General features: G+C 67.1%; 25 protein-coding genes, 1 tRNA gene, 1 other RNA gene and 1 pseudogene. 14 read left to right on the plus strand and 14 right to left on the minus strand.

The genetic code is table 11. From position 1 onward, the window contains the following. Positions 1–59: 59 nt before the first annotated feature. From ACZ522_RS16380 to ACZ522_RS16395, 4 genes are all read left to right on the plus strand, one after another. Complete coding sequence (locus ACZ522_RS16380) at positions 60–1,130, plus strand: NAD(P)/FAD-dependent oxidoreductase (protein WP_379697225.1); 1,071 nt, start codon at positions 60–62, stop codon at positions 1,128–1,130. Between the two features lie 202 nt (positions 1,131–1,332). Then, on the plus strand, positions 1,333–1,779 hold the full coding sequence (locus ACZ522_RS16385) for a hypothetical protein (RefSeq protein WP_379697222.1): 447 nt from the start codon (positions 1,333–1,335) through the stop codon (positions 1,777–1,779). A gap of 197 nt (positions 1,780–1,976) precedes the next feature. Beyond that, a tRNA-Gly gene (locus ACZ522_RS16390) sits at positions 1,977–2,047 on the plus strand. Positions 2,048–2,180: 133 nt separating this feature from the next. Further along, on the plus strand, positions 2,181–3,005 hold the full coding sequence (locus ACZ522_RS16395) for a YihY/virulence factor BrkB family protein (protein ID WP_379697219.1): 825 nt from the start codon (positions 2,181–2,183) through the stop codon (positions 3,003–3,005). 198 nt (positions 3,006–3,203) lie between these two features. Here ACZ522_RS16395 and ACZ522_RS16400 read toward each other — a convergent pair whose 3' ends face one another. From ACZ522_RS16400 to ACZ522_RS16430, 7 genes are all read right to left on the minus strand, one after another. Further along, entirely contained in the window at positions 3,204–4,394 is a 1,191-nt protein-coding gene (locus ACZ522_RS16400) for an AI-2E family transporter (RefSeq protein WP_379697217.1), read from the minus strand. 161 nt (positions 4,395–4,555) lie between these two features. Then, on the minus strand, positions 4,556–5,539 hold the full coding sequence (locus tag ACZ522_RS16405; protein ID WP_379697215.1) for a DUF4382 domain-containing protein: 984 nt from the start codon (positions 5,537–5,539) through the stop codon (positions 4,556–4,558). A 168-nt stretch (positions 5,540–5,707) separates the two neighbouring features. Beyond that, on the minus strand, positions 5,708–6,943 hold the full coding sequence (locus tag ACZ522_RS16410) for a cation:proton antiporter domain-containing protein (protein ID WP_379697212.1): 1,236 nt from the start codon (positions 6,941–6,943) through the stop codon (positions 5,708–5,710). A gap of 82 nt (positions 6,944–7,025) precedes the next feature. Further along, the gene (locus ACZ522_RS16415; protein ID WP_379697211.1) at positions 7,026–7,919 is read right to left on the minus strand and encodes a hypothetical protein; all 894 of its coding nucleotides are present in this window, start codon (positions 7,917–7,919) and stop codon (positions 7,026–7,028) included. Then, positions 7,916–8,206, minus strand: coding sequence for a hypothetical protein (locus ACZ522_RS16420; protein WP_379697208.1), 291 nt, complete (start codon positions 8,204–8,206; stop codon positions 7,916–7,918). Before ACZ522_RS16420 ends, ACZ522_RS16415 begins: the two co-directional genes overlap by 4 nt. Beyond that, positions 8,203–8,988 (minus strand): hypothetical protein, encoded by a 786-nt coding sequence (locus tag ACZ522_RS16425; protein ID WP_379697206.1) that lies wholly within the window; start codon positions 8,986–8,988, stop codon positions 8,203–8,205. The genes ACZ522_RS16420 and ACZ522_RS16425 overlap by 4 nt, the downstream gene beginning before the upstream one ends. A gap of 145 nt (positions 8,989–9,133) precedes the next feature. Beyond that, positions 9,134–9,481: a DUF7344 domain-containing protein gene (locus tag ACZ522_RS16430; protein WP_379697203.1), complete on the minus strand. Its 348-nt coding sequence runs from the start codon at positions 9,479–9,481 to the stop codon at positions 9,134–9,136. 256 nt (positions 9,482–9,737) lie between these two features. On the opposite strand from ACZ522_RS16430, the gene ACZ522_RS16435 reads away from it, so the two are divergent. Together ACZ522_RS16435 and ACZ522_RS16440 are read left to right on the plus strand one after the other, a co-directional pair. Further along, positions 9,738–12,371 (plus strand): PAS domain S-box protein, encoded by a 2,634-nt coding sequence (locus tag ACZ522_RS16435; RefSeq protein ID WP_379697201.1) that lies wholly within the window; start codon positions 9,738–9,740, stop codon positions 12,369–12,371. Positions 12,372–12,506: 135 nt separating this feature from the next. Continuing rightward, on the plus strand, positions 12,507–12,779 hold the full coding sequence (locus ACZ522_RS16440; RefSeq protein ID WP_379697199.1) for a Sec-independent protein translocase subunit TatA/TatB: 273 nt from the start codon (positions 12,507–12,509) through the stop codon (positions 12,777–12,779). 120 nt (positions 12,780–12,899) lie between these two features. Here the strand turns inward: ACZ522_RS16440 and ACZ522_RS16445 are convergent, their stop codons facing one another. From ACZ522_RS16445 to ACZ522_RS16455, 3 genes are all read right to left on the minus strand, one after another. Beyond that, complete coding sequence (locus tag ACZ522_RS16445) at positions 12,900–14,195, minus strand: MFS transporter (protein ID WP_379697196.1); 1,296 nt, start codon at positions 14,193–14,195, stop codon at positions 12,900–12,902. Positions 14,196–14,313: 118 nt separating this feature from the next. Then, an RNA gene (ffs, locus tag ACZ522_RS16450) (signal recognition particle sRNA) lies at positions 14,314–14,624 on the minus strand. Between the two features lie 93 nt (positions 14,625–14,717). Next, on the minus strand, positions 14,718–15,134 hold the full coding sequence (locus tag ACZ522_RS16455; protein WP_379697193.1) for a DUF7548 family protein: 417 nt from the start codon (positions 15,132–15,134) through the stop codon (positions 14,718–14,720). A gap of 88 nt (positions 15,135–15,222) precedes the next feature. Between ACZ522_RS16455 and ACZ522_RS16460 the strand changes: the two genes are divergently transcribed. The 3 genes from ACZ522_RS16460 to ACZ522_RS16470 all read left to right on the plus strand — a co-directional run bounded on the left by ACZ522_RS16460 (position 15,223) and on the right by ACZ522_RS16470 (position 17,003). Beyond that, complete coding sequence (locus tag ACZ522_RS16460) at positions 15,223–16,377, plus strand: thiolase family protein (RefSeq protein ID WP_379697191.1); 1,155 nt, start codon at positions 15,223–15,225, stop codon at positions 16,375–16,377. Beyond that, positions 16,374–16,766, plus strand: coding sequence for an OB-fold domain-containing protein (locus tag ACZ522_RS16465; RefSeq protein ID WP_379697188.1), 393 nt, complete (start codon positions 16,374–16,376; stop codon positions 16,764–16,766). Before ACZ522_RS16460 ends, ACZ522_RS16465 begins: the two co-directional genes overlap by 4 nt. 105 nt (positions 16,767–16,871) lie before the next feature. Further along, on the plus strand, positions 16,872–17,003 hold the full coding sequence (locus ACZ522_RS16470) for a hypothetical protein (RefSeq protein WP_379697185.1): 132 nt from the start codon (positions 16,872–16,874) through the stop codon (positions 17,001–17,003). 12 nt (positions 17,004–17,015) lie between these two features. Here ACZ522_RS16470 and ACZ522_RS16475 read toward each other — a convergent pair whose 3' ends face one another. Then, on the minus strand, positions 17,016–17,630 hold the full coding sequence (locus ACZ522_RS16475; protein WP_379697182.1) for a TetR/AcrR family transcriptional regulator: 615 nt from the start codon (positions 17,628–17,630) through the stop codon (positions 17,016–17,018). 61 nt (positions 17,631–17,691) lie between these two features. Between ACZ522_RS16475 and ACZ522_RS16480 the strand changes: the two genes are divergently transcribed. From ACZ522_RS16480 to ACZ522_RS16490, 3 genes and pseudogenes are all read left to right on the plus strand, one after another. Continuing rightward, positions 17,692–18,690 (plus strand): ABC transporter ATP-binding protein, encoded by a 999-nt coding sequence (locus ACZ522_RS16480; RefSeq protein WP_379697179.1) that lies wholly within the window; start codon positions 17,692–17,694, stop codon positions 18,688–18,690. Continuing rightward, entirely contained in the window at positions 18,687–19,580 is an 894-nt protein-coding gene (locus ACZ522_RS16485; RefSeq protein WP_379697176.1) for an ABC transporter permease, read from the plus strand. The genes ACZ522_RS16480 and ACZ522_RS16485 overlap by 4 nt, the downstream gene beginning before the upstream one ends. Positions 19,581–19,652: 72 nt before the next feature. Further along, positions 19,653–20,371, plus strand: a pseudogene (locus ACZ522_RS16490) (TenA family protein). Here ACZ522_RS16490 and ACZ522_RS16495 read toward each other — a convergent pair. The 3 genes from ACZ522_RS16495 to ACZ522_RS16505 form a co-directional block, all read right to left on the minus strand. Then, entirely contained in the window at positions 20,368–20,790 is a 423-nt protein-coding gene (locus ACZ522_RS16495; protein WP_379697174.1) for a winged helix-turn-helix transcriptional regulator, read from the minus strand. The pseudogene ACZ522_RS16490 and the gene ACZ522_RS16495 overlap by 4 nt on opposite strands. Positions 20,791–20,876: 86 nt before the next feature. Continuing rightward, positions 20,877–21,959, minus strand: coding sequence for a DUF7547 family protein (locus ACZ522_RS16500; RefSeq protein ID WP_464391784.1), 1,083 nt, complete (start codon positions 21,957–21,959; stop codon positions 20,877–20,879). 43 nt (positions 21,960–22,002) lie between these two features. Then, on the minus strand, positions 22,003–23,091 hold the full coding sequence (locus ACZ522_RS16505) for an NADH:flavin oxidoreductase/NADH oxidase (RefSeq protein ID WP_379697168.1): 1,089 nt from the start codon (positions 23,089–23,091) through the stop codon (positions 22,003–22,005). Positions 23,092–23,225: 134 nt separating this feature from the next. Between ACZ522_RS16505 and ACZ522_RS16510 the strand changes: the two genes are divergently transcribed. Continuing rightward, a complete protein-coding gene (locus ACZ522_RS16510; protein WP_379697166.1) occupies positions 23,226–23,393 on the plus strand; it encodes a hypothetical protein in 168 nt (55 codons plus the stop codon). Positions 23,394–23,754: 361 nt separating this feature from the next. Continuing rightward, positions 23,755–25,092, plus strand: coding sequence for a HEAT repeat domain-containing protein (locus ACZ522_RS16515; RefSeq protein ID WP_379697163.1), 1,338 nt, complete (start codon positions 23,755–23,757; stop codon positions 25,090–25,092). Positions 25,093–25,115 lie beyond the last annotated feature (23 nt).

Genomic DNA, 25,115 nt, shown 5'->3' on the forward strand with positions numbered 1-25,115 from the left:
GTCGCCTCGCTCGCACTCGTGCTTTGCGTTTAAGTCCGGGGAGAGGTAAGCGACAGACGATGAGCGAGACGGGCGACGCACGAGAGTACGAGGTTATCGTCGTCGGCGGCGGTCCCGCCGGACTGCAGACCGCGTTGTACACGACGCGATTGGGACACGATACGGCGGTCATCGACCGCGGCGGCGGCCGCGCGGCGATGATGCTCGACACCCACAACGTCGTCGGCGTCACCGAGGACGTCTCGGGCAACGAGTTCCTCCGGACGGGCCGCGAGCAGATTCAGTCCTACGGGGCGGACATCGTGACCGGTCTCGTGACCGACGTCGAACGCGGAGACGACGGTCGGTTCCGCGTCACCGCGAACGACGAGACGTACCTCGCGGACCGCGTCGTCCTCGCCGTCGGGTTCAACGACGTGCGCCCGGACCCGCCGCTTCCGCGCACCGGGAAGGGCCTGCACTACTGCCTGCACTGCGACGCGTACATGTTCATCGACCGGCCGGTGTACGTGATGGGCCACGGTGACAGCGCCGCGTTCGTCGCCATGATAATGCTCAACTTCACCGACGAGGTGGACATCCTGCTTCGCGGTGAGGAACCGCAGTGGAGGGAGGAGACGGACGAACGCCTCCGCGCGCACCCCATAGACGTCGTTGAGGCGGAGATTTCGGGCATGCGGAAGTCCGACGACGGGTGGTTGGAGGCGTTCGAGTTCGAAGACGGGTCCGTCCGCCACTACCGCGGCGGGTTCCCGATGTACGGGTCCGAGTACAACTCCGAACTCGCGGAGCAACTCGGCGCGGACCTGAACGACGACGGAACGGTGGTCGTGGACGACCACGGCCGAACGAGCGTCGACGGCGTGTTCGCCGTGGGCGACTTCACCCCCGGCCACAATCAGGTTCCGGTCGCCATGGGCGAGGGCGCGAAGGCGGGCATCGCCGTCCACATGGAACTCCGGGAGTTCCCCCGTTCACTCGACGACATCGAGGCGAACGGCCCCGTCTCGCCGGACGAACTCCCCGGACTCGGGCGTCGCGTCCGCGACGCCGCCGCGGAGTTCGAGGCGGCGCGCGCGCCGCCCATCGAATCGGACGCGGGCGCGGAACCGGCGGCGGACGACGACTAATCGCCTCCTCCGCCTGTCGAACCCGGTCGAACGGTCGGCCGAGCGGTTCGGCATCGACGCCGGACTCGGTCGACTCCGCCCCCGAGAGCCGTCGCCGCCGTTCGGTTCGTCGTCGCTCGCGTCGCTCGCATCGTTCGCGGCGGCGGGGCGTCGGTACGCGAGGCGCGTCGTCCCAGCCGTCGTCGCCGCGTTGCTGGCGGTGATGCTCGTCTGGAACGCCGTCGCCGTCGGGTTGGTCGACGCCCCCGGAACCGACGCGCGGTTGAGCCCGACGGACCACACGTGGACCATGTTCGCGCCGAACCCGCCGACGATAGACGGCTGGTACGCCGCGCCCGGGACGCTGGAATCCGGCGAGCGAGTGGACGCCTTCTACCGTTCGTCGCCGACGGGCGACGAACGGCCTGCCACGCTGGCGATGTATCCGAGCGCACGCTGGCGGAAGTACCTCGTCGGCGCGCGCAGCGCCGGAAGCGAGAACCTCCGGCGGGCGTTCGGCGACTTCCTCTGTCGGCGCTGGAACGGCAGTCACGCGGACGAACTGACTAACGTGACCGTCTACTACGTCGAACAGCCGACCCGGTTCGACGGCCCGGAACCCACGAGGCGCGTCGAACTCGCGCACCGAACCTGTCCGACCGGCGCGTGAGCCGCGGTCCGACTGCCGTCCGTCGGTGCGGGCCGTGTCAACTACCGTCGGACGACGAACGCGAAGAGTAACACCCTTATTGTGGCGTCGAAAAGAGGGAAGTGAGCGCTGGCGTCTCGACGTTCGAGACGGGTGCGCCGGTGTCTCCACCGAGTGTAACGAGGTGGAGGCTCGGCGCGAACGAACAGCGTGAGTGAGCGCCGGTGGTCTAGTGGTAGGACCTGAGCCTTCCAAGCTCATGGCCCGGGTTCAAATCCCGGCCGGCGCATTCTGCGAGGAACGAACGTGACGAGCGAATGCGTTACGACGGGATTCTGAACTAGCGAGCGAACGACAGTGAGCGAGCGAAGTTCGGATCCCGGCCGAGTTTTACAAGCCAGAGCGTCTCGTGTGTGGGACTCGTGCGCGGAATCAAGTCGCTCCGGCGGCGGGTTCGCGCGAATCGGGTCGTCGTCGTACTCGGGACCATCCGCCGGGAGATTCGCGAACAGAACATCCCGTTGCTCGCCGGGAGCTTCGCGTACCACGCTCTCGTGTCGCTTCTACCGCTCCTCTTTCTGCTGTTCGTCGTGACGGGGTTCGTCGTGGACGAACCGCTGGCCGTGTTCGTCGTCGAGAGTACCGAGCGATACTTGACGCCGGGCGAGACGCTCCTCGTCGCGGACGTCATCACCGACGACCAGAACCGCTTCCGCGCGTCGGCGTTGAGCGTCGGGGTGTTGCTGTGGAGCACGCTCAAGGTGTTCAGACGGCTCGATACGGCGTTCTCCGCGGTCTACGGGACGACGGGCGAGGACTCGCTGGTCGACCGAATTCGCGACGGAGCGGTGGCGTTCTTCGCGGTGACGTTCGCGGTGCTGGCGTTCTACGGTGCGACCGTCGGACTCGGAGACGTTCGCAGCTTCCCGGGGTTGGCGTTCCTCCGTTCGCTGGTGGTCGTCCTCGGAGCGACGGTGGCGTTCCTCCCCCTGTACCTCCTGTTTCCCGACGTGGACGTCTCCGTCGCCGAGGCGATTCCCGGGGCGGTGGTCGCGGGCGTCGGGTGGGCGTCCCTCCAGCGTATCTTCGCTCTCTACCTCGAACTGACGGGCGAGTACCGGACGTACGGCGTGTTCGGCGGGTTCATCCTCCTCGCTCTGTGGCTCTACCTCGCGGGACTGTTGCTGTTGGGCGGCGCCGTCGTCAACGCGGTCCTCGGGGGGCGAATCGGGACCGCCGAGGAGTGACCGACCGCCGAACGGCGGTTCAGTTCATCGGTTCGAGTGCGGCATCTTCGCTCCTCTCGGGCGACCGACAGGGGCGAGCGGAGCCTCCGACCGAGGCTCACGAACTGGCCGGCACGTCCGACCGTTCACCGGTTCCGAGAGCGACCGTCGAGTCGTCCCGCGAGTTCTCCCTGCGACGTGAAGGCGTTAGAACCGCCGTCAGTCATCGCCCGCCTCGGAGTCGTCGCCGTCGAGCGATTCCTCCCGCGCCGACACGGGGTCGGCTCCGACCGACTCGCCTATCGACGCCGTCGGCGTGAGTGCCTCACCGTGGACGAGTTCGGGGAGGACGATGCGAATCGCTTCGAGCATCAGGATGAACACGATGGGAAGGAGGAAGAAGCCGTACCAGCCGAACAGCACCGGGCCGAGAAGGTACGCGAACATCATCATCACCATGTCGAGTTGGCGGCCCGTGATGTACGGCTGAAGGAACGTCTGCGGGAGGATATCGAGGAGGAGGAAGTAGGCGACGAGCACGCCGGCGACGAACACCAGTTGGTTTCCGCCGAGGCGAATCGCCTGCAGACCGAGGTAGCCGACGACAGGGAGATAGATGACTTTCCCGACGACGATGGGAATCAGGCTGGCGACGCCGGTGAGGAACGCGAGCACGAAGACCATGGGGACGCTGAGTCCCGACGGCGCGAGGACGTTCGTCCCCCAGTAGGCGGCCGCCGCGATGATCGCCATGACGACGACGAAGAGGAAGTTACCGAAGAAGACGGATTCGAGGTCCTCGTCGACGGCCGAGGCGTACGCGTAGGCCGTGGTGTCCCCGCCGCCGAACAGTCGGCGGAGGGCGTCTGAGAGCTCCTCGTCGTTCTTCAGGAGGAAGTACGAGAGCGTCACCGCGAGCGCCAGCAGCAACAGCGTGCTGATGATGGCCGATACCACCTGCAGCCCCGTCTGAAGGACCTTCTGAAGCGTCTGCTGGGGGTTCGTGACGAGCTGCTGGGGATTTTGAAGAACCGACGCGAGCGTCCGGCGCTGTTCGCTCCCCAACGGTCCGATACCGAAGTACTGCTCGACGAGAGCGAGGGGGCCGGTGACACCGCCGAGCGACTGCTGAATCTGCTGGAACAGCTGAAACCCGGCGAAGGACACGAGTGCGAAGATCGGGAGAAGGACGACGAGGAGCGTCAGCGCGGCCGAGATACTGTCCGACCCGAGGGTCGACTTGAGCCGTTGGTAGATCGGACGGGTCGCGTAGTAGCCGAAGACGCCCAGTACGAACATCCCGACGAACGAGTAGGCGATGAACGCCGCCGCCGCCGCGAGTACGAGGATGAACACCCACCAGCCGATACGGGCCCGGTCGTCCGGCGGTTCAAATCCGACGATTGACATATCACTCTACGAGTAGCGCTCTCACGTCCGAAACAGTTGTGGCAGTGCGCCGGCCGGCCGGAGGACGCTCAGTGCAGGTCAGGGCGGGGGAAAATACCTTTTATGAGAATCTCCTCACCACGACGGAGAGGTTCGTCGCTCCGCGTTCCGGCCGTGACGCGTCAGGAGGACTCGAACTCGACTTCGAGTTCCGCCTCCGCGTCGGCGGCGACAGTGACCTTCAGTTTCGTCGCGTTCCGGGGCACCGAGACGGTGAAACTCCCCGTCTCGTCGGTGGTGCCGACCCGTTCGCCGTTCACCGCGACGGTGACGTCGGCGACGGGAGAGCCGTCTCGCGTGATCGAGAGGGTGGCGTTCTCCCCTCGTTCGACCGCGTCCGCGAACGAGGCGTTCAGTTCGGCCTTCGAGGAGGTGTTCTCGGCGGTGTTCCCCTCTTCGTACTCGTATTCAGCGGCGTTCCGGTCGTCCGAGTCGTCCACGCTGTCGATGCGGACGTCGGTACCGGATTCGGAGATAACCGGCTTGAGGATGTACTTCCCGCTCTTGCCCACCTCGACGATGGTGATGTCGAAGACGAAGTCGACGGACTCGCCGTCATCGACGGTGAACTGCTCGGTTATCTGGAGTTTCCCGCTCGGAAGCTTCACGTGCTGGGACGGTCCGTCTTTCAGCGTCGCGTTGACCTCCGACACGTAGACGAACACTTTGTCGTAGGACCCGTTCGAGACGTCGAACGACGCGAGTCTCGCCGCGTTGTCGCCCTGAAGTTCCGTCAGGTCGACCGTCCTGTTGTCGACGTCGTACGTCTTCCACCCCTCTCTCTCGTCGCGGCGGTCGTCCGCTTCGGACTCGGCAGTTCCGTTCTCGTCGTCCGCCGTCCCGTCGCTCGACCCCGAGTCCGTCTCGCTCCAGACCGGGTGCAGACCGATGCGCGTGATGGTGACGTTGACGTGTTCGAACTGCGAGATGGCGTTCTTCTCGTCGCTCACGTAGAAGTTGAGTCTCCCCTGCCGGTCGTTCGCCGAAGTTCCGGTGGTCGTCTCCGCCGTCGGTTCGGTTGTTCCGGCGTTCGCCGTCGACTCGTCCGTCGCCGGTGCGTCCGCGCCGCCTCCGAATCCGCCGACGCATCCGGCCAGAAGGACCATCGCGGCGAGTAGTATCGTTTCCGTAGCGCATCTTTACATTCTTATTTAGATGATGGTCTCGTCCGGCGGTAGACCCTTCGTCTTTGACGCCGAATTCACCCCAGTTCGGCTGAGTAGCCCCTCGCAGTCGTTTGGGAACGCGCCTCGCCGCGACGACACGCGCTCGTACTACTCCGCGTCGTCCCCGAGTTCTCCGTACCGGTGCGTAAGCGGCGTCGCGGTCAGGCCGTGCGCGAGAAGCGACCCGCCGACGAGCAAACTGCCCGCCGTCCACGCGATTTCCAGTTCGGTCTCGCGCACCGCGAGGAGGGAGTAGAATATCGCGGCCACGCCGATTGGTCCGAACCACCCGGCGAAGAGCGCGGCCCGGAGGTCGTCGATGGGGTCGACGTACCGTCGGAGGAGGAGAATCATCGGCAGGCGGCGGAACGCCAACACGCCGCCGACGAGTACCGCGCCGCGCCATCCGAGCGTCGCCCACCCCACCCACGGGATGGACATGCCGAAGAAGACGAAGACGGGGAGCGTGAACAGGCGGTTGAACACCTCCTCTACGCGTTGTTCTCTCGCCTCGTCGCGCGGGTTGGCCTGCCAGTTGTACGCCGCGCCGGCGACGAACACCGCGAGGATACCGTCGCTTCCGAGGAGCTTTACGAACCCGAGGACGGCGAAGGTCAGCGCGATGGTGACGGTGAGCACCGACGCCTTCTCGACGTACCGTCGTTCGCTGGTCCAGCGTTCGACGCGTCCGACGGCGCTCCCGATGAGCGCTCCGAGGACGACGGCGCCGCCCACCTCCCAGACCAGCGTCGAGACGACCCACTCGCTCAGCGCCGCCTCAACGGGGTATCTGAGTATGAGGAGCGGGAGAAAGACGAAGAGGTACGCCGCGCCGTCGTTGATGCCCGCCTCGCCCGAGAGGAAGTACCGGAGGCGTTCGGGGATGTTCTCCGCCGCGGTTCGGCCGACGACTATCGTGTTCGCGAGTACCGGGTCTGTCGGCGTGACCACCGCGCCGACGAGGAGCGCGGTCCACGGCGGGAGCGAGAGGGCCGCGTAGGCGACGAGGGAACTGGCGAGCCACATGAACGCCATCCCCGGTCCGAGGACGGCGGCCAACGCCCGCGCCCGGCGACGGTAGTACGACGGCGGAAGGCGCAACGCGATGCTCGTGACGGCGACTGCGATAGTCAGTCGGGCGACTTGTTCGAGGACCGCCCTCGGCGGTCCCAACGGCGTCAGGCGGAGGACGTCGAATCCGACCGGACCGAGGGCGACGCCGAAGACTACCGCGACTATCGGTTCCGACGGGAGGTAGGCGCTGGCGCGGAGTGCGCCGACGACGACGCTCAGGAACAGGACGAGTCCGCCGATCAGCGCCAACCCGAGGTTCAGCTTGCTCATGGGGGAGAGAGGCGACGGTCAGCGCCGAACGACGGGACGAGTCGGCGCGACGCGCCGCGAACCGCCGCCTCCATGTCGTCGGTCAGTCGTCGCCGTCGTCCTCGTCTCCGTCGGCGTCAGCGTCGTCCTCGTCTCCGCCGTCGCTCTTCTCGTCGAACCGTTCGACGAGGGCGTCGACGAGGTCCTCTTGGCTCTGGTTCGCTTTGATGTCGGCCTCCTTCGCCATCGACTGCAGTTCGCGGTAGGAGATGTTTTCGAGCAGTTCGCGGTACGTCTCGCGGCGAACTTCGTCCGGGTCCACCGATTTCGGACTCTGCCCTTCGGCCTCCGATTCGGCTTCGGCTTCGGCTTCGGCCGCTTCGGCCTCGGATTCGACCTCCGATTCCGTCTCCTCGTCCGTCTCGTCCGCGCGTTCGAGCGTGTCCTCGACGGTGCTCGCGGCCTCCGAGACGGCTTCCTGCACCTGTTCGCCGGCGTCATCGGCCCGTTCTTTCGCCTCCTCGCCGGCGTCTTCGGCCTCTTGTTTGACTTCTTCGCCTGCGTTTTCGACCTCTTCTTTGGCCTCTTCGCCCGCGTCCGTCGCCTCCTCGACGACGCTTTCGGCGCTCTCCGCCGTCTCGTCTACGGCCTCCGTCGCCGACTCTGCGGCGTCGCTCTCGGCGTTCCGAATCGACTCCTGCAGGTCGGCGAACGTGTTCTTGACCGACTCCTTGTCGCCGAGGGACTCCTGTATCGAGTCCGCGAGCGTCCGCTTGAGTTCGCCGGCGATTTCCGCCGGTCGCTTCCCCTGTTCGACGCCGTGACGGACCGTTTCGTCCACCGTCGCGCCGAGTCGCGCGCCGAGTTCGCGGCCCGCCCGAGAGCCGAACTTCCGGCCGACCTTCTTGCCCATCTTCTGGCTGTCTATCTGCGATTCGATTTCGTCGGCGATGACGCTCTTCAGCCCCGTGTCGCCGTCCGAGGTGTCGCTGCTCATGCGTTCGCCTCCTGCGGCGAGTCGTTCGCGCCGTCACCGCTTCCCAGCGACTGCGCGTCGCCGCCGACCCGTTCGAGCATCTCGCCGACGAGCACGTCGCCCGCGAGCTCTCCGAACAGAGCGCCGAGGACGCCGCCCAGCCACTCGCCGGCGCGCGCGCCGAGTCGTTCGCCGAGGCCGTCCTCCTCCGTGATGCCTTCCCACTTGGTGCCTTCGAGGGCTTCCTCGTAGTCGATGTCGCGGAGGAGTTCCGTCACGTCGATACGGTCGAGCATCGACCCGCTCATGCTTCGGCCTCTTGGTCCTCCTGTCCGGTCTCGGAGTAGTCCTCGCCCTCTTCGGACTCCCCCTCGTCGGACTCCGACTCCTCGCCTTCCGGCGTCTCCTCACCCTCTTGCTCGTCTGCGCCCTCCTCCTCGCCTTCGGACGCTTCCTGTTCGTCCTCGCCGACGTCCGTTCCGAACAACTGGTTGACGAGGCCGACGATGACCTGCGTCAGGATGTCCTGCAGGGGGAGCTCGTCGGTAACGTTCTTCGCCATGCTGCGAATCTTCTCGCCCATCTCCGGCGCTTCGGGGAGCATATCCTTCATCGACGGGAGCGCATCCGAGAGGCCGCTCGTGAGGTCACCGGGTTTGTTGAGCAATCCGGCGATGGCGGAGAGGAGGTTACCGACCAAGTTGCCCTCGCCCCGTTCTGCGGAGACGTCGAGCGTTAGCGTGTTGAGTTCGATGTCTAACCCGAGGAGGTTCAGGTGCAGTCCCTCGAGGTTGAACAGGAGAACCTCCGTTTCGTTCTCGTCGTCGTCCGCTCCTTCCTCGTCGCCTTCGTCCGCTCCTTCCTCTTCGTCGCCTTCCGCCTCGGAACCTTGCTCCTCGTCACCGTCGGAGGCTTGCTCTTCGTCGCTCTGTTCCTCCGTCTCCGCCTGTTCTTCGTTCCCTTCGGCGTCCGCGTTCTCTTGAGACGAATCGTCGGCGTCCGCTTGTTCTTCGCCGCCGTCGGTCACGAGACAGCGGTTGACGTTCGCGGTTCGGCGTCGCCGGTCGGCGTTCGACGAGTCAGAATTCATGTGCTTTACACAACACGACGGCACGGAGCAAGCCGGTTTAGCCTGTACTTGCAAGCCCGCGCTACGCGGGGCGGCGTGCGGCATCACCGCTCGGAACGGACCGGGAGGAGTGCGCGAGAAGGGGTCGTGTCCGGCGTACCGTCGCCTACGACGGCAGCAGCTCGATGCCGTCGATCGCGGATTCGACGACCCGCCGCCGGGCGTCGAACTCGATGAGTCCGAGGTGCGCGAGCTTCGGCAAGTGCGTGTGATAGAGCGAGAGCGAGACGTTGTCGAACGTCTCGTCGGGTATCTCCGCGTCGTCCGACTCCGCCTCCTCGCGGGCGACGGCCCGCGCGAGCGTCCGTAACTCGATCGGCGTCCCGGCATCGGCTATCTTTGATAGAGCGGTACGGCGTCGACTGTTGGCGAGAGCCTCGAAGAGGTCGTCACGGGAGACGTGACTGGTCTCCGCCAGCGAGTCGGGTGGTGAGGGGGGGATGTGGTTGCTCATCTATCTACTCGTGGTCAGTCACCGGTGACCGGTGCTGCTTGTCCGAATAATGACGAAGACGGCCAATAGCGTGTGGGGTTAATATGATAGGCTCCGCTCGCGGAGCCAACGCCGACTGAGACAATCAAATGGTATAATCTATGAATATACCGGGATGTTCGAAGCGGTTATCCGCGCGGAAGCGACGTGTGCACCCCTCGGAATGTCCGTATTCCTTCAACGGAGATTTATCACCCATCGGCGTATGAGATCGCCTATGAGCCTCGAGGATTCTCACTCCGACTCCCTCGCGGAGACGCTCGGCGTCTTCGACCGGCGGGAGTCGCCTCACGTTCCGCTCACGACGAGCGAAGTCTGCGAGGCGTTATCGTGTACCCGCCGGACGACGTACGACCGACTGAACCGACTCGCCGACCGGGGAGACGTCGAGACGAAGAAGGTCGGCGCGCGCGGGCGGGTCTGGTGGCGCGCACCGCAGTCCTCGGGGGAGGGGACGGCCGAGGCGACGGAGACGACGGAGACCGACCCGGAGGAGGGGTACGAACCGCTGTTGCTCGACGTTCTCGACGACGCGGACGTCGGCGTCTTCGTCCTGAACGGCGATTTCGACGTCGTCTGGGCCAGCGAGGGCGTCGAACGGTACTTCGGACTCGACTGCGAGACGGTCGTCGGGCGCGACAAGCGCCGACTCCTGGACGAGGAGGTTCTCGACGCCGTGGCGGACCCCGACTCGTTCGCCGAGACGGTGCTCTCGACGTACGAGGACAACACGTACGCCGAGGAGTTCGAGTGCCGGGTGACCGCCGGAGAGCGTCGCGCGGAGCGGTGGTTGGAGCATCGAAGCCGACCCATCGAGTCGGGACGGTTCGCGGGCGGACGGGTGGAAATCTACTACGACATCACCGACTCGAAGCGACTGGTCCGGCAGTTAGAGCACTCTCACGCGGCCATCGAACGGGAACTCGACGAGGCGTTCGAGCGAATCGACGACGCGGTGTTCGCTCTCGACAGGGATGGGCGGTTCGCCTACCTCAACCCGCGGGCCGAACGACTGTTCGAACGCGACGCCTCCGAGGTGATCGGCCGGCCCATCGACGAGGTGTTCCCCCAGAACGAACTATCGGAGGGGTGCGAGGCGATCCGTCGGGCGGCGAGGACGCAGTCGTCGGTGACGTTCGAAGAGTACTTCGAACCGCTGGAGCGGTGGATGGAAGGGCACGTCCACCCCTCGGAGACGGGCACCTCGGTGTACCTTCGGGACATCGACGAGCGAAAGCGGCGCGAACGCGAACTGGAACGCTACGAGACGATATTCGACACCATCGACGACGCCATCTGCGTCTTCGACGAGGACGGATGTCTCGTGGAGGCGAACGACGCCTTCGAGACGTTGACGGGGTACCCGCCGGAGGAGTTCGTCGGCGAGATGCCGACGAGGGTGATCGCCGAGGGGGCGTTAGAGAGCGCCCTTGAGTACTGCCGAGAGGCGTTCGAGGGGGGCCGAGAGGTGGTGAGCGTCGACGCCGAGGTGGTGACGAAGGCGGGCGAACGCGTCCCCATCGAGTCCCGAGTCACGCGGTACTACCCCTGCGAGAACTCCCACCGGTGGATAGCGGTCGTCCGAGACGTGACCGCGCAGAAGGAGCAGTTAGAGCGGTACGAACGCCAACGCGAGCGACTCACCGCCCTCAACAGCGTCAACGCCGTCGTCAGGGAGATTTCCGACGCGGTAATCAATCGCTCGACGCGCGAGGAGATAGAGCGCGCGGCCTGCGAATCGCTCGCGTCCTCGGAGTCGTACCTGTTCGCGTGGATCTCGGGCGTCGATCCGAGGCGGGGGAAACTCACCCCTCGCGTCGAAGTCGGGGTCGAGGGCTACGTCGACGAGATAGACCTCTCGGACGCCCGGTCGCTGAACACGTTAGAGGAGAGCGGTCCGGCCAGTCGGGCCGTGCGGACCGGCGAGATACAGGTCGTCAACGACGCCTTCACCGACGAGGACTTCGCACCGTGGCGTCACCTCGCGCACGAGTACGGCTATCGGTCGGTCGCGGCCGTCCCCATCGAGTACGAGGGGACGACGTACGGACTCATCGGGGTGTACGCCGACCGCGAGGACGCGTTCGAAGAGGAGGAACGGCGCGCGCTCGGTCCGGTGGGCGAAATCGTCGGTCACGCCATCGCGGCCAACGAGCGAAAACAGGCGCTCATGAGCGACGAAGCCGTCGAAGTCGAGTTCCGGGTTCGGAACCCGTTCGGCGAGTACGGCGAGACGCTCCCATCCGACGGCGTGTTCCGCATCGACCGGACCGTCCCCCTCGACGACGGGACGTATCTGGAGTACGGGGTCGCCAGCGCGGACGTCCTCGACGTGCTCGATTCGCTCGTGGACGAGGTGCCCCACTGGCAGTCGCTGACGACGTTCGAGCGCGACTCCTCGCCCGACCGGTTCGAGCTGTACCTCTCGGAACAGCCCATCCAGTCGGCCGTCGCCTCCCTCGGAGGGTACGTCGAGTCGGCCGAGATGGTGGACGGGGACTTCGAGTTGACCGTCCACCTCTCCGTTTCGACGGACGTCAGGCGCGTCATCGACATCGTCCGGGAGACGTACCCCGACGCCGAGTTGGTCGCCCGACGGATGGTGTCCGTCGAGGGCGCGTTCCGAGACCGCCTGCGACAGGACTTCACGGATACGCTGACGGAGCGACAGCGCAACGCCCTGGAGACGGCGTACTACTCCGGATTCTTCGAGTGGCCTCGGGAGAGCTCGGGCGAAGCGGTCGCCGAGTCGCTCGGCGTGAGCGCGCCGACGTTCCACCAACACCTCCGGAAGGCGGAGAAGACGCTGTTCCGACAGTTGCTCGCCGACCGGCCCGTGACGAGTCGGTGACGCGGCGACCGCGACTCCGAGACGCTTAAACGGCGAAATCGGGGCGGAAGAGGCCTGTATCCCTCGCCCCACCCGATTCTCGGCTGGCGAGACGCGGCTGACAAGTTGATAACGCCTCGGCCCGTAGAACGCTCGATGACATACAGCCTCGTGCCCCTGTTCCCGGGTATCCCCGGCGGACCGGAGATGCTCATAGTGCTCCTCATCGTCGTCCTGCTGTTCGGCGCGAACAAACTGCCGAAGCTCGCGCGTTCGACCGGACAGGCGATGGGCGAGTTCAAGCGCGGACGCGAAGACATCGAGACGGAACTCCGCGAAGCGACGGCGACGTCGGACGACGCCGAGAACGACGTGGAGACGGAGACGGAGAGCGAGACGGACGACACCGACCGCACCACCGCGGCCTGAACGACGCTCACACCGACAGCGACGCGGCATTCGTTTTTCTCTCGAACGCGGTATCCCCGCGAGCCGACGGCCTCGCGGGAGCGACGGACGAGGCGTCCGGACGGCGACGGGTACGTCGCGTCAGTCGCCCGGCGTCGGCGACGCCGCCTCCGCCTTCTCCAACCGGTAGTACGTCGCGACGAACACGCCCGTCGCCACGAGGATGAAGCCGGCGGCGGTGAGGAACGCCGCCGTCGTGGAGACGAAGTCCTTGATGGTGCCGACGAGAACCGGCCCCACCACCTGTCCCACCTTCCAGGAGGTGGAGCGAAGCGACATGCTCGACGCCACGGAGTCGAACTGCTCGCCCTCCTCGACGAACAGCGCCATGCTGGCGGGGAGGCGGATGCTGTCGGCGACGCCGAGGAGGCCGTACGCGCCGAACAGCGCGAAGAACGCGCCGCCGAGCCGTTGGGTGTCGCCGAACGCCGAGAACGTGATGGGCTCTACGACGCCCTCGAAGAACAGCGCGAGGGGGATGAGCGCCGTCCCGACGCCGTAGAGGAGTGCGCCGGCGGCGACGAACCGGTGTCTCCCGCCGAGGCGGTCGGTCAGATCGCCCATGTACCCCTGCGCGAGCGTCTTCGTCAGTTTTCCGCCGGCGAGGATCCAACCGATGGCGAAGGCGTTGATGCCGAACTCCACGCGGGCGAAGATGGGGAGGAAGATGATGACGGCCATCTTGCCGACGCTGAACGCCAGTCGGAAGAAGACGAGCGAGCGAATCATCGGCCGACCGAGCAGAGCGCGGAGCGTCTCGACGCCCGTCGCCTCCTCGGGGTCTTTCGTCCCGCCGGGGTTCGACCGGAGGTAGCGCCACACGAGGAGGAACGCGACGACGGTGACGGCGCTAAGGACGGCGTACGTCAGCGCGAAGTCGTATGCGTACAGCAGGTAACCGCCCACCACGTCGCCCGCGAGACTGGAGAACGCCGCCACCTGGTTGTACCCGCCCAGCCACCGACCGCTGGCGTCCTCCGGGCTGATCTCGCCGACGACCGTCGAACCGGTTATCCAGAGCATGCTCGCGCCGAGTCCCTGAAGCATCCGCACGAGGATGACGTGCGTCGAGTTCTGAACGAGGGTGAAGCCGAAGAAGACGAGGACGTTGAGGGCGAGGCCGGCGAGCAGATAGCGCTTGGCGTTGCCGGTGTCTATCTTCCGCCCGAGGGGGAGGACGATGAGCAGTTGGACGATGGCGAAGGCGGTGCCGAACAGTCCCTCGACGAACCCCGTCGTGTCGAACTGCTCGGCGTAGAGCGCCAGTGCGATGAGTATCGTCGAGTACGCCTGACTCCGCGCGAACGCCGTTCCCGCGAGTGCCGCGAACTCTCGGTCGCGGAAGAGCGCCACGGTTCCGCCGCCTCGCGAGCCCATCGTCGGTATTCGAATCGAAACGGGGTTGTTTGGTATAAATCACACCCTACGGGAAGGCTACGCGGTGTTTCGTCGCGAGAGACCGGTCGCTCGGGGCGGTAGTGTCGATGAGGTATGAGTGTGGACGACGGGTTTGCCCGGCGTTCCGGCACGGGTAGTCCCGGTTGCCTCCTCCACCCCGCGATCCTCCGAGCGACGCACGTTCGGCGGTCCGTTGCTCGCTTCCGCGCCTGGCGGGGTATCACCGATTAACCGCGTGCAGCCGACCCTGCGGTCGGCTTCCGCGGTCCGCTGTCCCCGAAGGACGAGGCTTCGACGTTGGCTCCCGGGGCCCGCGCCGGTCTGACCGGACGCCCCCGGTTTCGGTCCCCGCTAAAGGCCGAAATTGCGGGAAATGGGCAGGGCCTGGCTGCCCGACCTAGTCCACCTCTACCTATCCGGTCGCCACATAAGGGGCTTTCGACTCGGGGTCGCCTCAATCGGCGGACGGCGGGGAGGCGGGAGAACGCCACCGACGGTGCGTCACTTGAGGGTCCCTCGCGCGTACGCGCCGCCGGCGACGGCGACGACGGCGGCGACGGCGACGACGGCCCAGCGGTGGTTCTCTATCCACGCGTACTCGGCCGGGAAGCTGAACACGAGGTTGGGGTCTATCGACACCGCCCAAAGCAGGGCGAACCCGAGCATCGCAAGGCCGACGACGACGACGAGTCCGGCGACGGTGGCGGGGTCGGTTCGGCCCTCCCTGCCGGCGAGGAAGACGACGACACCGAGCAACCCGAGGAAGCCGACGACGGAGACGCCGACGGGCCCGGCGGCGTAGTAGGCGGCCACGCCGACGCCCGACTGCGTGACGAGAAGCGCCGGGGCGAACACGACGGCGGCCAGAAGGAGGCAGGCGACTGCGCCGACGGCCGACGCGACGGACTCGGTGTTCATAGTCGGCCGTCGGAACGCTGTTTTGTTAAAGAATTCGACACGCGATCGGAAGGGAAATCGGTAAACGGGTGGCCGGTAGTTTCGGAGTATGGAACGCGTAGCAGTCATCGGCGCGTCGATGACCCAGTTCGGGCAACGCGACGCGTGGATACGCGAGTTACTCGCGGAGGCCGGACAGGCCTGTCTCGACGACGCGGGCGTCGCGCCGGACGAGGTAGAACACCTCTACGTCTCCAACATGGCGAGCGGAGAGTTCGAAGGACAGACCGGGGTTCCGAACGCTCTCGCGCAGGACTTGGCGGCGGTTCCCGCCTACACCGCCCGCATCGACCAGACGTCCTCCTCGGGCGGGGCGGGCGTCTACGCGGCGTGGCAGTCCGTCGCCTCCGGCGCCTCGGAGATGACGATGCTCGTCGGCGGCGAGAAGATGACGCACCGTTCGACGGCGGAGGCGACGGACGTCATCGCCTCCCTCACGCACCCCGTCGAGTACAAACACGGCGTCACGCTCCCCTCCTTCGCCGGTCTGACCGCGCGCCTCTACCTCGACACGTACGACGCGCCGCGGGAGGCCCTCGGGAGGGTGGCCGTCAAGAACCACAAGAACGGCGTGGACAACCCCCACGCGCAGTTCCAGAAGGAGGTGGACTTAGAGACGGTGCTGGAGTCGCCCGTTGTGGCCGACCCCCTCCGCCTGTACGACTTCTGCCCTATCACCGACGGGTCGGCGGCCCTGATGTTCTGCCCCGAGTCCGTCGCCCGCGAGTACACCGACGAGTACGCCGTCGTCTCCGGCATCGGCGGCGCGACGGACACGCACGTCGTCCACGAACGCGCGGACCCGACGACGATGGGCGGCGTCGTCAACTCCTCGGAGATCGCCTACGAGATGGCCGAACTCGGCCCCGACGACGTGGACGTGGCGGAACTACACGACATGTTCACCATCCTCGAGTTCCTCCAGTCGGAGGACCTCGGCTTCTTCGAGAAGGGCGAGGGCTGGAAGGCCGTCGAGGAGGGCGTCACGGACCGCGACGGCGAACTCCCCATCAACACCTCGGGCGGCCTGAAGTCGAAGGGCCACCCCCTCGGCGCGTCCGGCGTCGCGCAGGCGTACGAGATTTACAAGCAGTTGGTCGGCGAGGCGGGCGACAGACAGGTCGAGGCGGACGTCGGCCTCGCCTGCAACGTCGGCGGATTCGGTAACTGCGTCACCACGACCATCATGGAGGCACGACGATGAGCGACGAGAACCCCCCGATGGAGGCGTACCGCTACTCCGACGGCAGCATCACCTACCCCGGCCACCCGGTCGGCCCGGACGGCGAGGAACCCGTCGGAACCGTCGATCTGAGCGAGTACACCGCCGAGGTAGTCACGTGGACCACCTCGACGGCGACGCCGCCGGGCGTCCGCGAACCGAACTCGCTGGCCGTCGTCGAGTTCGACGTCGAGGGCGAACCCGTCCGCGCCATCGGGCAACTCACCGTCGCGAACGCCGCCGACGAGGGAGCGGTCGAAATCGGCGACGAGGTGCGGCCCGTCTACTGCGAGGAACTCCGCGACCCCGACGCGGGCATCCGCGAGAGGGAGAGTCAGGAGTGGGACGGCTACCGGTTCGAACCGGTCTGACCCCCCGCCGACCGAATCGAGGGGATTCGATACGCCCGTAGTCCGCACTCCGGGACATGGACACCGTCGGACGCTCCCCGAACGTGCGGGGGACAGGCCCTCGTCGTGTTTCTCGTCCTGTTCGGGTGGGAGTACCTTCGGAGCGTCGAGTCGTGGCGAAGTCCGCTCGCCGTCGCGGTTCTGTTTCTCCTCATCACGCTGGCGATAGACGGGGCCAGACGGAAACTCAACGAGTGACCGACGGCCCGTTCACTCCCCGAGAATCTCCGTCCCGAGGCGGACGCGGAGGTACTCGTCGAGTTCGCTCCGAGTTGTCGCCAGGTCGAGTTCGCCGTCCGTCGTGGAGTGTCTGAGTGCCGCCCCCTGACACGTCGTCACCACGAACTGCGCGACTCGCTCCGGGTCGGCGCCCCGGAACGTCCCCTCCGCGACGCCCTTCCGAACGATATCCGCGATGTGCGACACGAACACCGGGTCGGTTTCGGTGAACCGCCGCCTGAACGCCTCGTCGTGCGGTGCCTGCCCCCGAAGCGCCGTTAGCGCGCGCACGAACGCGTCCTGTTCGTCGGACATCGCCGCCGGCAGGAGGCGGTCCACCGTCTCTCGGAGTCGTTCTCGCGCGTCGTGCGGCGGTTCTGCCTCGAACTCCGACTCGAAGTGCTCCAGCATGAACTCCAGGAAGGCGACGAGGAGTTCGTCCTTCCCGTCGTAGTGCTGGTAGATGAGCGACTTGCTCTTCGGGAACTCGTCGCCGATTCGCTGTATCGTCAACTCGGAGTAGCCGTGCTTCCGTAGCGCATCGTACGTTGCCTGCATCATCTCCGCGTGGGTGTCCTCCGCGGCGGAGCGGAACGGGTCCGACATGGTCGTGGTGAATGAATATTCATTAATAAGGTATATGCATTGTCACTTCCTCTTCGAACCCGTGAACGCAATCGACGCGCAGCACGTCCAGTTGACGTACTCGGACGGGACCGAGGCCGTGCGGGACGTGACGCTCGAAATCCCGGAGGGGGAGTTCTTCGGCTTCCTCGGCGCGAACGGGGCCGGGAAGACGACGACTATCAAGGTGCTGACGACGCTCCTGAAACCGACCGGCGGGAGCGTCACCGTCAACGGGTACGACGCCGAGACGGAGTCGCGCGCGGTGCGGGAGTCCATCGGGTACATGGCCCAAGAGACGAGCATCGACCCCGAGTTGACGCCCCGCGAGAACGTCCGCTTCGCTTGCGAGGCGTACGGCGTCTCGCCGACCGACCGCGGCGACCGAATCGACGACCTGTTAGACCTCGTGGACCTCGCGGACGTGGCGGACAAGCGCGCGAAGGACTTCTCCGGCGGGATGAAGAAGCGCCTCGACGTCGCCACCGCACTCGTCCACGAACCGCCCATCGTCTTCCTCGACGAACCGACGACGGGACTCGACCCGAAGGCGCGCAACCGCCTGTGGGACTACTTCCGGGAGATAAACGACCGCGGCACGACGGTGTTTCTCACGACCCAGTACCTCGAAGAGGCCGACCACCTCTGCGACCGCATCAGCGTCATCCGGGGCGGCACCATCGTCGCCTCGGGGTCGCCCGCCGAACTGAAGTCCCGCGTCGGCGGCGCGGTGCTCGAAATCGAGTTCGAGGACCCCGACGCCGAAACCCTCGAACGCGCCCGAGAGATAGCGGCCGAATCGAAGATATTCGACGGCGCGGCCGTCGAAACGACCGACGAGGGCATCACCGTCCGGTCGGCGGAGGCCCGGCGGCGCGGGACCGACCTCCTCGTCGCGTTGAGCGAGGCGGGGTTCACCGTCGTCGGGTTCAACGTCCGCGACCCGACGCTGGACGACGTGTTCCTCGAAATCACCGGCGACGGACTCGACGGGGCGGACGGCAAGGGCGAGGACTCCGCGGTGGCGGAGGTGGCCGAATGAGCGCCGACGCCGGGGCGGGGCGGAAGGCGACCGGAAACGGCTTCCTCCGGGACACGTGGATAAACCTGAAACGGTGGGTGCTGAAGACCACCCGCAACCCGTTCGTGATGACCGTCTCCCTTTTGAACCCGATAATCTTCCTCGTGCTGTTCACCGAGGTGTTCGGGCAGATTACGGGCGGGGCGATACGCCAGAGCGTCGGCGCGGAGGTGAGTTACGTCACCTACCTCGTCCCAGCCATCGTCGTCCAGACGTCGCTCATCGCTGCCACCACGTCCGGCATCGGCCTCGTCGAGGACATCGAGAACGGGATGTTCGAGAAGGTGCTCGTCTCGCCGATGCACCGCGCGGCGGTGTTCCTCGGGAAGTCGCTCTCGGAGGTGCTCCGCATCGTCGTCCAAACCTCCATCATCCTCGTCCTCGGGTACGTCCTCCTCTCCCTGGACACGGGCGCGTCGTTCGGCGACTACGTCGCCACGGGCGTCCTCGGCGCAGTCGGCATCGTCGGCGTCGGCATCGTCTTCTCCGTGTGGTTCACGGCGTTCTCGAACATCACGGCGCTCGTCACGCGCGACCAGGAGTCCACCATCATCGGCGTGAACCTGCTGCAGTTCCCGCTCCTGTTCCTGTCGAGCGCCTTCCTCCCCCTGGAAATCCTGCCGGGGTGGGTCCGGACGTTCGCCGCCCTCAACCCCATCACCTACGGCGTGGACGCCGCGCGCGCCCTGATGCTGGGGCAGGACGTAATGACCGTCGTCGAGGTGACGGCCTTCGGCGGCATGTGGAACACGCTCGTCCCAGCCCTCGCCGTTCTGGCCGCCCTCGACGCGGTTCTCGGCGCCGTCGCCGTCTACTTCCTGAACCGCGCGTCGAGTTCGGAGGTGGAGTGAGCGGAGCGCACGGCGGACGACCGAGTAGTACCACCAACGTATACATTCCCGAAGCGCCCACGGGAGGACGTGATGTTCACAGACGGCGGGAGCGTCTCGGACGCCTACGGCGCGTACGCCGAGGCGCGCGAGGAGGCACGGTTCACCGACTGGCTCCGCGAACGCGCGGAACCGGCGTGGTCGAACGCGACGGCGCACCGGTTCACGCGCGAACTGGGGCGCGACGAACTCGACGACGAGGCGTTCCGGCGGTATCTGGTGCAGGATTACGCCTTCCTCGAAACGCTCGTCGGGACGTTCGGACACGCCCTCGGGGACGCGCCGACGATGGCGTCGAAGGCGCGACTCGCGGAGTTCCTCGGGACGCTCACCGCCGAGGAGAACGACTACTTCGAGCGCTCCTTCGATGCGCTCGGCGTCCCGGAGGCGGAGTACGCCGACCCGCAGACGACGCCGACGACGCGGGCGTTCGAGGACCTGTTGCGCCGGGCCGGAGCGGAGGGCGGGTACGCCGAAGCCCTCGCCGTCCTCGTACCCGCCGAGTGGGTGTATCTGGAGTGGGCCGACGCCGTCGACGGCGAGTCGCCCTCGCGGAGTGGATAGCTCTCCACGCCAACGAGGAGTTCGAGGCGTTCGTGGGCTGGCTTCGCTCGGAACTGGACCGGGAGGGCGAGGCCGCCTCGCCCCGCCGTCGACGACGACTCGAACGGCTCTTCCGCCGGACCGTGGAGTTGGAAGTCGCGTTCTTCGAGTCGGCGTACGACGCCGACGGGTCGGCCTCGTCGAGTTAACAGAGGTCCCTGAGGGCCGCCGCCGTCGCCCGTTCGTCCACCGTCGCCACGTCGCACTCCTCGCCTTCGCACGGGTCGCCCTCGCAGGGGTCGCAGGGGACGATATCGACCATCGACTCCATCTCGCGGAGGAGGGCGATGAACCGCCGCCCCCGGGGCGTCAGCGAGTACGTCGTCGTCGGCGGCGAGGTGGGTCGAACCTCGCGTTCGACGGCCCCGAGGCGGCGGAGTTCTCGCAGTCGCTCCGAGAGCGTCTTCGCCGTTGTCCCTTCGAGGCGGCGCTTCAGTTCGTTGAACCCCGCGTCCTCCTCGTCGAGGAGTCGGAGCACGTGGAACGTCCACTTCCCCGAGAGGACGCCGTGGAGTTCGTGCCACCGTCGCTGCCACGCCTCGCCCCCGCCGGGTCGCGTCTCGGTCATACACGGAGAGAGGCGGCCGCGAACCTAAACCCGCGCGGGCGGTTTCCGCGGAGAAACCGCCTCCGCGGCCGAGTCCTGAAGCGCCGTCACCGACTCTCGTCGGCGTCGTCGCCCTCGTCGCCCTCGTCGCCTTCGGCGTCGGAGTTCTCGCTCTCGCCGTCGGCGTCCGCTCCGTCCTCGCCTCTCGGCGGTTCCGAGTCCGACGCCTCGGGCGAGGCCGACTCGCCGCGAATCTCCCGCCGTATCGACTCCAACTCGGCCTCCACGTCCACCTGCGGCCTGTCGTCTTCGGGTTCCGCCTCCGCGGCGTCCTCGTCGCCGTCGCTCCCCTCGCTCTCGTCGGTCACGTCGATGGTGACCGACTCGCTCCGCCCCCGCGTTCGGTCCTCCCGGGCGTCTCCGTCTCGGGGGTCCCGACCGGTTCGCTCGCCGCGTCGACTCTCCCCGTCCGCGTCGCGTCGCCGTCGCTCCGCCTCGTCGATGCGCGCCTCTATCTCGGCGACGAGTCCGCGCGCCTCTTCGAGGACGGAGCGCGACTCCTCGTCCTCGGGGAGGTCGGCCTCCGAGAGCGCGGTTCGCATCTCCGAGAGCGCGGCGTCCACGCCGTCGAGGGCGTCCCGACCCATCCGGCTCCCCGCGAGTCGGTCCACCGCCGTCCGGTCGCCGTCACGGGCGTCGCCGAGGAAACCTCGGCGGCCCGACGGACCCCGTCCGTCGGCGTCGTCGAACGCCGACCGCCCCGGGTCGACGAGTCTGAGGACGCGCCGCAGGAGTTCGAGCGACCGGACGGTCGCCTCCAGGGTGGCGACGACGGTGGGGATGGTGTACTCCTCGGTGAATCGCAGGAGTTCGCCGACGCTCGGCGGGCGCGGAAGCGGCGACTCCCGCCGCCCGCGCCGTCCGCGGCGGCGGTCCTCGGGTCGTCGCTCGCCGTCTCGGCCGCCGCCGCGGTCCCATCCTCCCCGTTCCGGCGGTCTGTAGCCGTAGCGGTCGCGTTCGCGGTCGGTCGGTCCCCGCCCGCCCCGCGCGTCGAGTTCCCGGCGGAGGTCTCCGAGCGTCGATTCGAGGTCCGAGAGGAGGTCCGCGAGTCGCTCGTCGGATTCCGTCCGACGGTCCGACGAACGTCGTTCGTCGGCGTCGTCGCGGCCGTCGTCGCGTCGTGGACTCATGGCTCGCCCTTCGACGCGGACCGAGAAAAAGGGGCGGCCGCCGTCAGTCGAACGTGCCGCGGTGGTACTGCACGGGCCACTCGACGTCCTCGCCGAGTTCGTGGGCCGCCTCCAGCGCGAAGTAGGGGTTCCGGAGGTGCTCCCGCCCGCCGACGGCGAGGTCGGCGCGTCCGTTCCGGACGATGGCGTCCGCGTGTTCGGGTTCGGTGATGCCGCCGACCGCGCCGACGGCGATGTCGGTCGCCTCCTTCACGCGTTCTGCGTAGGGGACCTGATAGCCCGGCCCCGCGTGCGGAATCTGCTGGTCGGGGTGGGTGCCGCCGGAACTCACGTCGACGAGGTCCGCGCCCGCCTCCGCGAGGAGGGGGGCGAGGCGCGCCGACTGCTCTACGTCCCACGACTCGCGGTCCGGCAACCAGTCCGTCGCGGAGATGCGGACGAAGACGGGCTTCTCCTCTGGCCAGACGTCGCGGACCGCCTCCGTCACCTCGCGGACGAGGCGGGTGCGGTTCTCGAACGACCCGCCGTACTCGTCGTCGCGGTGGTTCGTCACCGGTGAGAGGAACTCGTGGAGGAGGTAGCCGTGGGCGGCGTGCACCTCGGCTATCTCGAATCCGGCCTCCAGTGCGCGTTCCGCGGCCGAGCGGAACTGGTCGATTACGGCGTCGATGTCCTCCGCGGTCATCGACCGCGTCTCGGGCGCGTCGCCCTCCTCGTAGGGGTAGGGGTCGTCGCTCGGCGCGATGACCTCCCACCCGCCCTCGTCCTCCGGAATCGGGGTCGAACCCTCCCACGGCGGTCGCTTGCTGGCCTTGCGTCCGGCGTGCGCCAGTTGGATCGCCGGGACGCTCCCCTGCGACCGGACGAAGTCCGCGACCGGCGCGAGGGCGTCGGCGTGTTCGTCGGACCAGATTCCCAGGTCGCCGGGCGAGATGCGGCCGCGCGGCGACACCGCGGTGGCTTCCGTCATCACGACGCCCGCGCCGCCGACGGCCCGACTGCCGAGGTGGACGAGGTGCCAGTCGCTCGCGAGTCCGTCCTCGGCGGAGTACTGACACATCGGCGACACCATCACCCGGTTCGGCAGCTCCGTCCCTCGAAGCGTCAACGGCGTGAACAGCGAATCGGTCATCGTCGGTCGTTCGGGCGACGCACCAAAACCCCTACCGACCGCGGAAGTTCGCGCGGGGTTGACGGTTACCCGACAGATTTCGGGACGGTTCCTAAATCAATACGCTCATACCGACGCGTCCGTATCGCTCCTTCATGGAACCTACGGACGCTTGGGACTCGGGCGCCAGCGGTCCCGACGAATCGAACGCCACCGTCTTCGCGCACCAGACGTCTCCGGACCGGACTGTCTTCTCCGAGCGAGGGAACGCGGACGGATGGATAGCAGTCTCCGCGGACGCCGTCGTCTCCATCGAACGGTAACGACGCACGCCGGGCGCGCCGGACGAATCGCGCGGTAACGGCGCCCGAGCGGACGTTCTCGGCCGGAGGTGCGAACGTTCGTACGCGGGGCACACTCTCACACCGTGATGCATCGACGCATCGACTGAAGCGCCGCGGTACCGTCAAGTGCGTCCCCGACGAAGAGAGACCGCTGGCTGTCAGCATCCGTCACAGTACTCACCGCCAGCGTACGACCGAGTTCGTCCGTCGCGGGACCGTGTCATGGCCCGCGGCGATGGGTAGGGCGCCGGTCGGCACGGCCCCAAGCGTCTTCGCCTTCGGGTCGGACACGAAATCCGAAGGGAAACGCTCTTTTCGTACACGCTCCGAGTTCTCGCATATGAGCGACGGGGACGACGAGACGCCCGCCGAAGAATCGTCCGGAGCGGAAGATACCGACGAGTCGGTAGCCATCACGCCCGAGTCTCTGGAGACGCGCCTCGAAGAGGCGCGCGAGGAACTGGAAGCCGCCGAAACCGAGTCCGACCTCGACGACGTGGAGGCGAGACTCGACAGCATCGAGTCCGACTTCGATGCGGCCGAGTTCCCGGAATCCGACGAGGACGACGAGGAGGACGAGGACGCCGAAGACCCCCGCGAGGAGCTCGAATCGACCCTCTCGGAGCTTCGCGACGAACTCGAAGCGAAGCGCGGCCCCTACGGCGAAGACGTCGTCGAAGACATCGAGTCCGCGCAGTCGAAGATTTCCGACACCCGCTGGACCGAACGCGGCGAGGACGAAATCGTCGACGTCGTCGAGTCGTTCGCCGCCGACGTGAACGAGATTCTCGGCGCGTCCCTCACCGTCACCGGAGCGTCGGAGAGCGCCTTGATCGCGACCCTCGACGAGAGCATCACCGCCGTCGAACGGGCTGACCTCGACGCCGACGACGACGAGGAGACCATCGCGTCGCTTCTGGAAGCGACCGACGGACTGGAATCGGGACTCGAAGACGCCCAAGAGTGGGACGACTTGGAGACGAACGAGAAGCTCGAAGCGGAGGGGTACTACGACGTTCTCGGCCACTACAAGGACTATCCGCCCGAGTGGGCCGCACTCAAGGAGTGGGAGAAGCGCGGCCGCGTGGACATGATTCTGCTCGCGATGGACAGCCTCCAGTCGGACTTCATGGAGCGACACTGCATGGAGGCGCTCATCCGACTGGGCGACCCCGAGGCGTTCGAGGAGATGCACCAACTCGCCCAACGCCGCGACAAGCAGGCCATCAAAGCGCTCGGGAAGATGGGACGCGGCGCGGAGGAGGCCGTCGAAACCCTCGCGGAGTACGTCGACGCCGACTCCGACCCGCAACTCCAGAAGGTGACGTTCAAGGCCCTCGGCGAAATCGGCTCGCCGGACGCGACGCAGGCGCTGGCGGACAAACTGGAGATGGAGAGCGACACGGTGCGCCCGTTGGCCGCGCGCGCCCTCGGCCTCATCGGCGACACGCGCGCGGTGAAGCCGCTGACCGACTCCCTGAAGAACGACGAGAGTAACAACGTCCGCGCCGCCGCGGCGTGGGCGCTTCGCCAAATCGGAACCGACGACGCGCTGCAAGCGGCCGCGGAGTACACCGACGACCGCTCGTTCCTCGTCCAGAACGAGGCCGAGATCGCCGCCGAGTGGCTCTCCTCCGACGAGTCCGACGCCGCGGGCACCGAGAAGCCGACCGCGTAAGCGACGTTCCGACCTCTGCTCCC

The sequence above is a fragment of the Halopelagius fulvigenes genome (assembly GCF_055398025.1).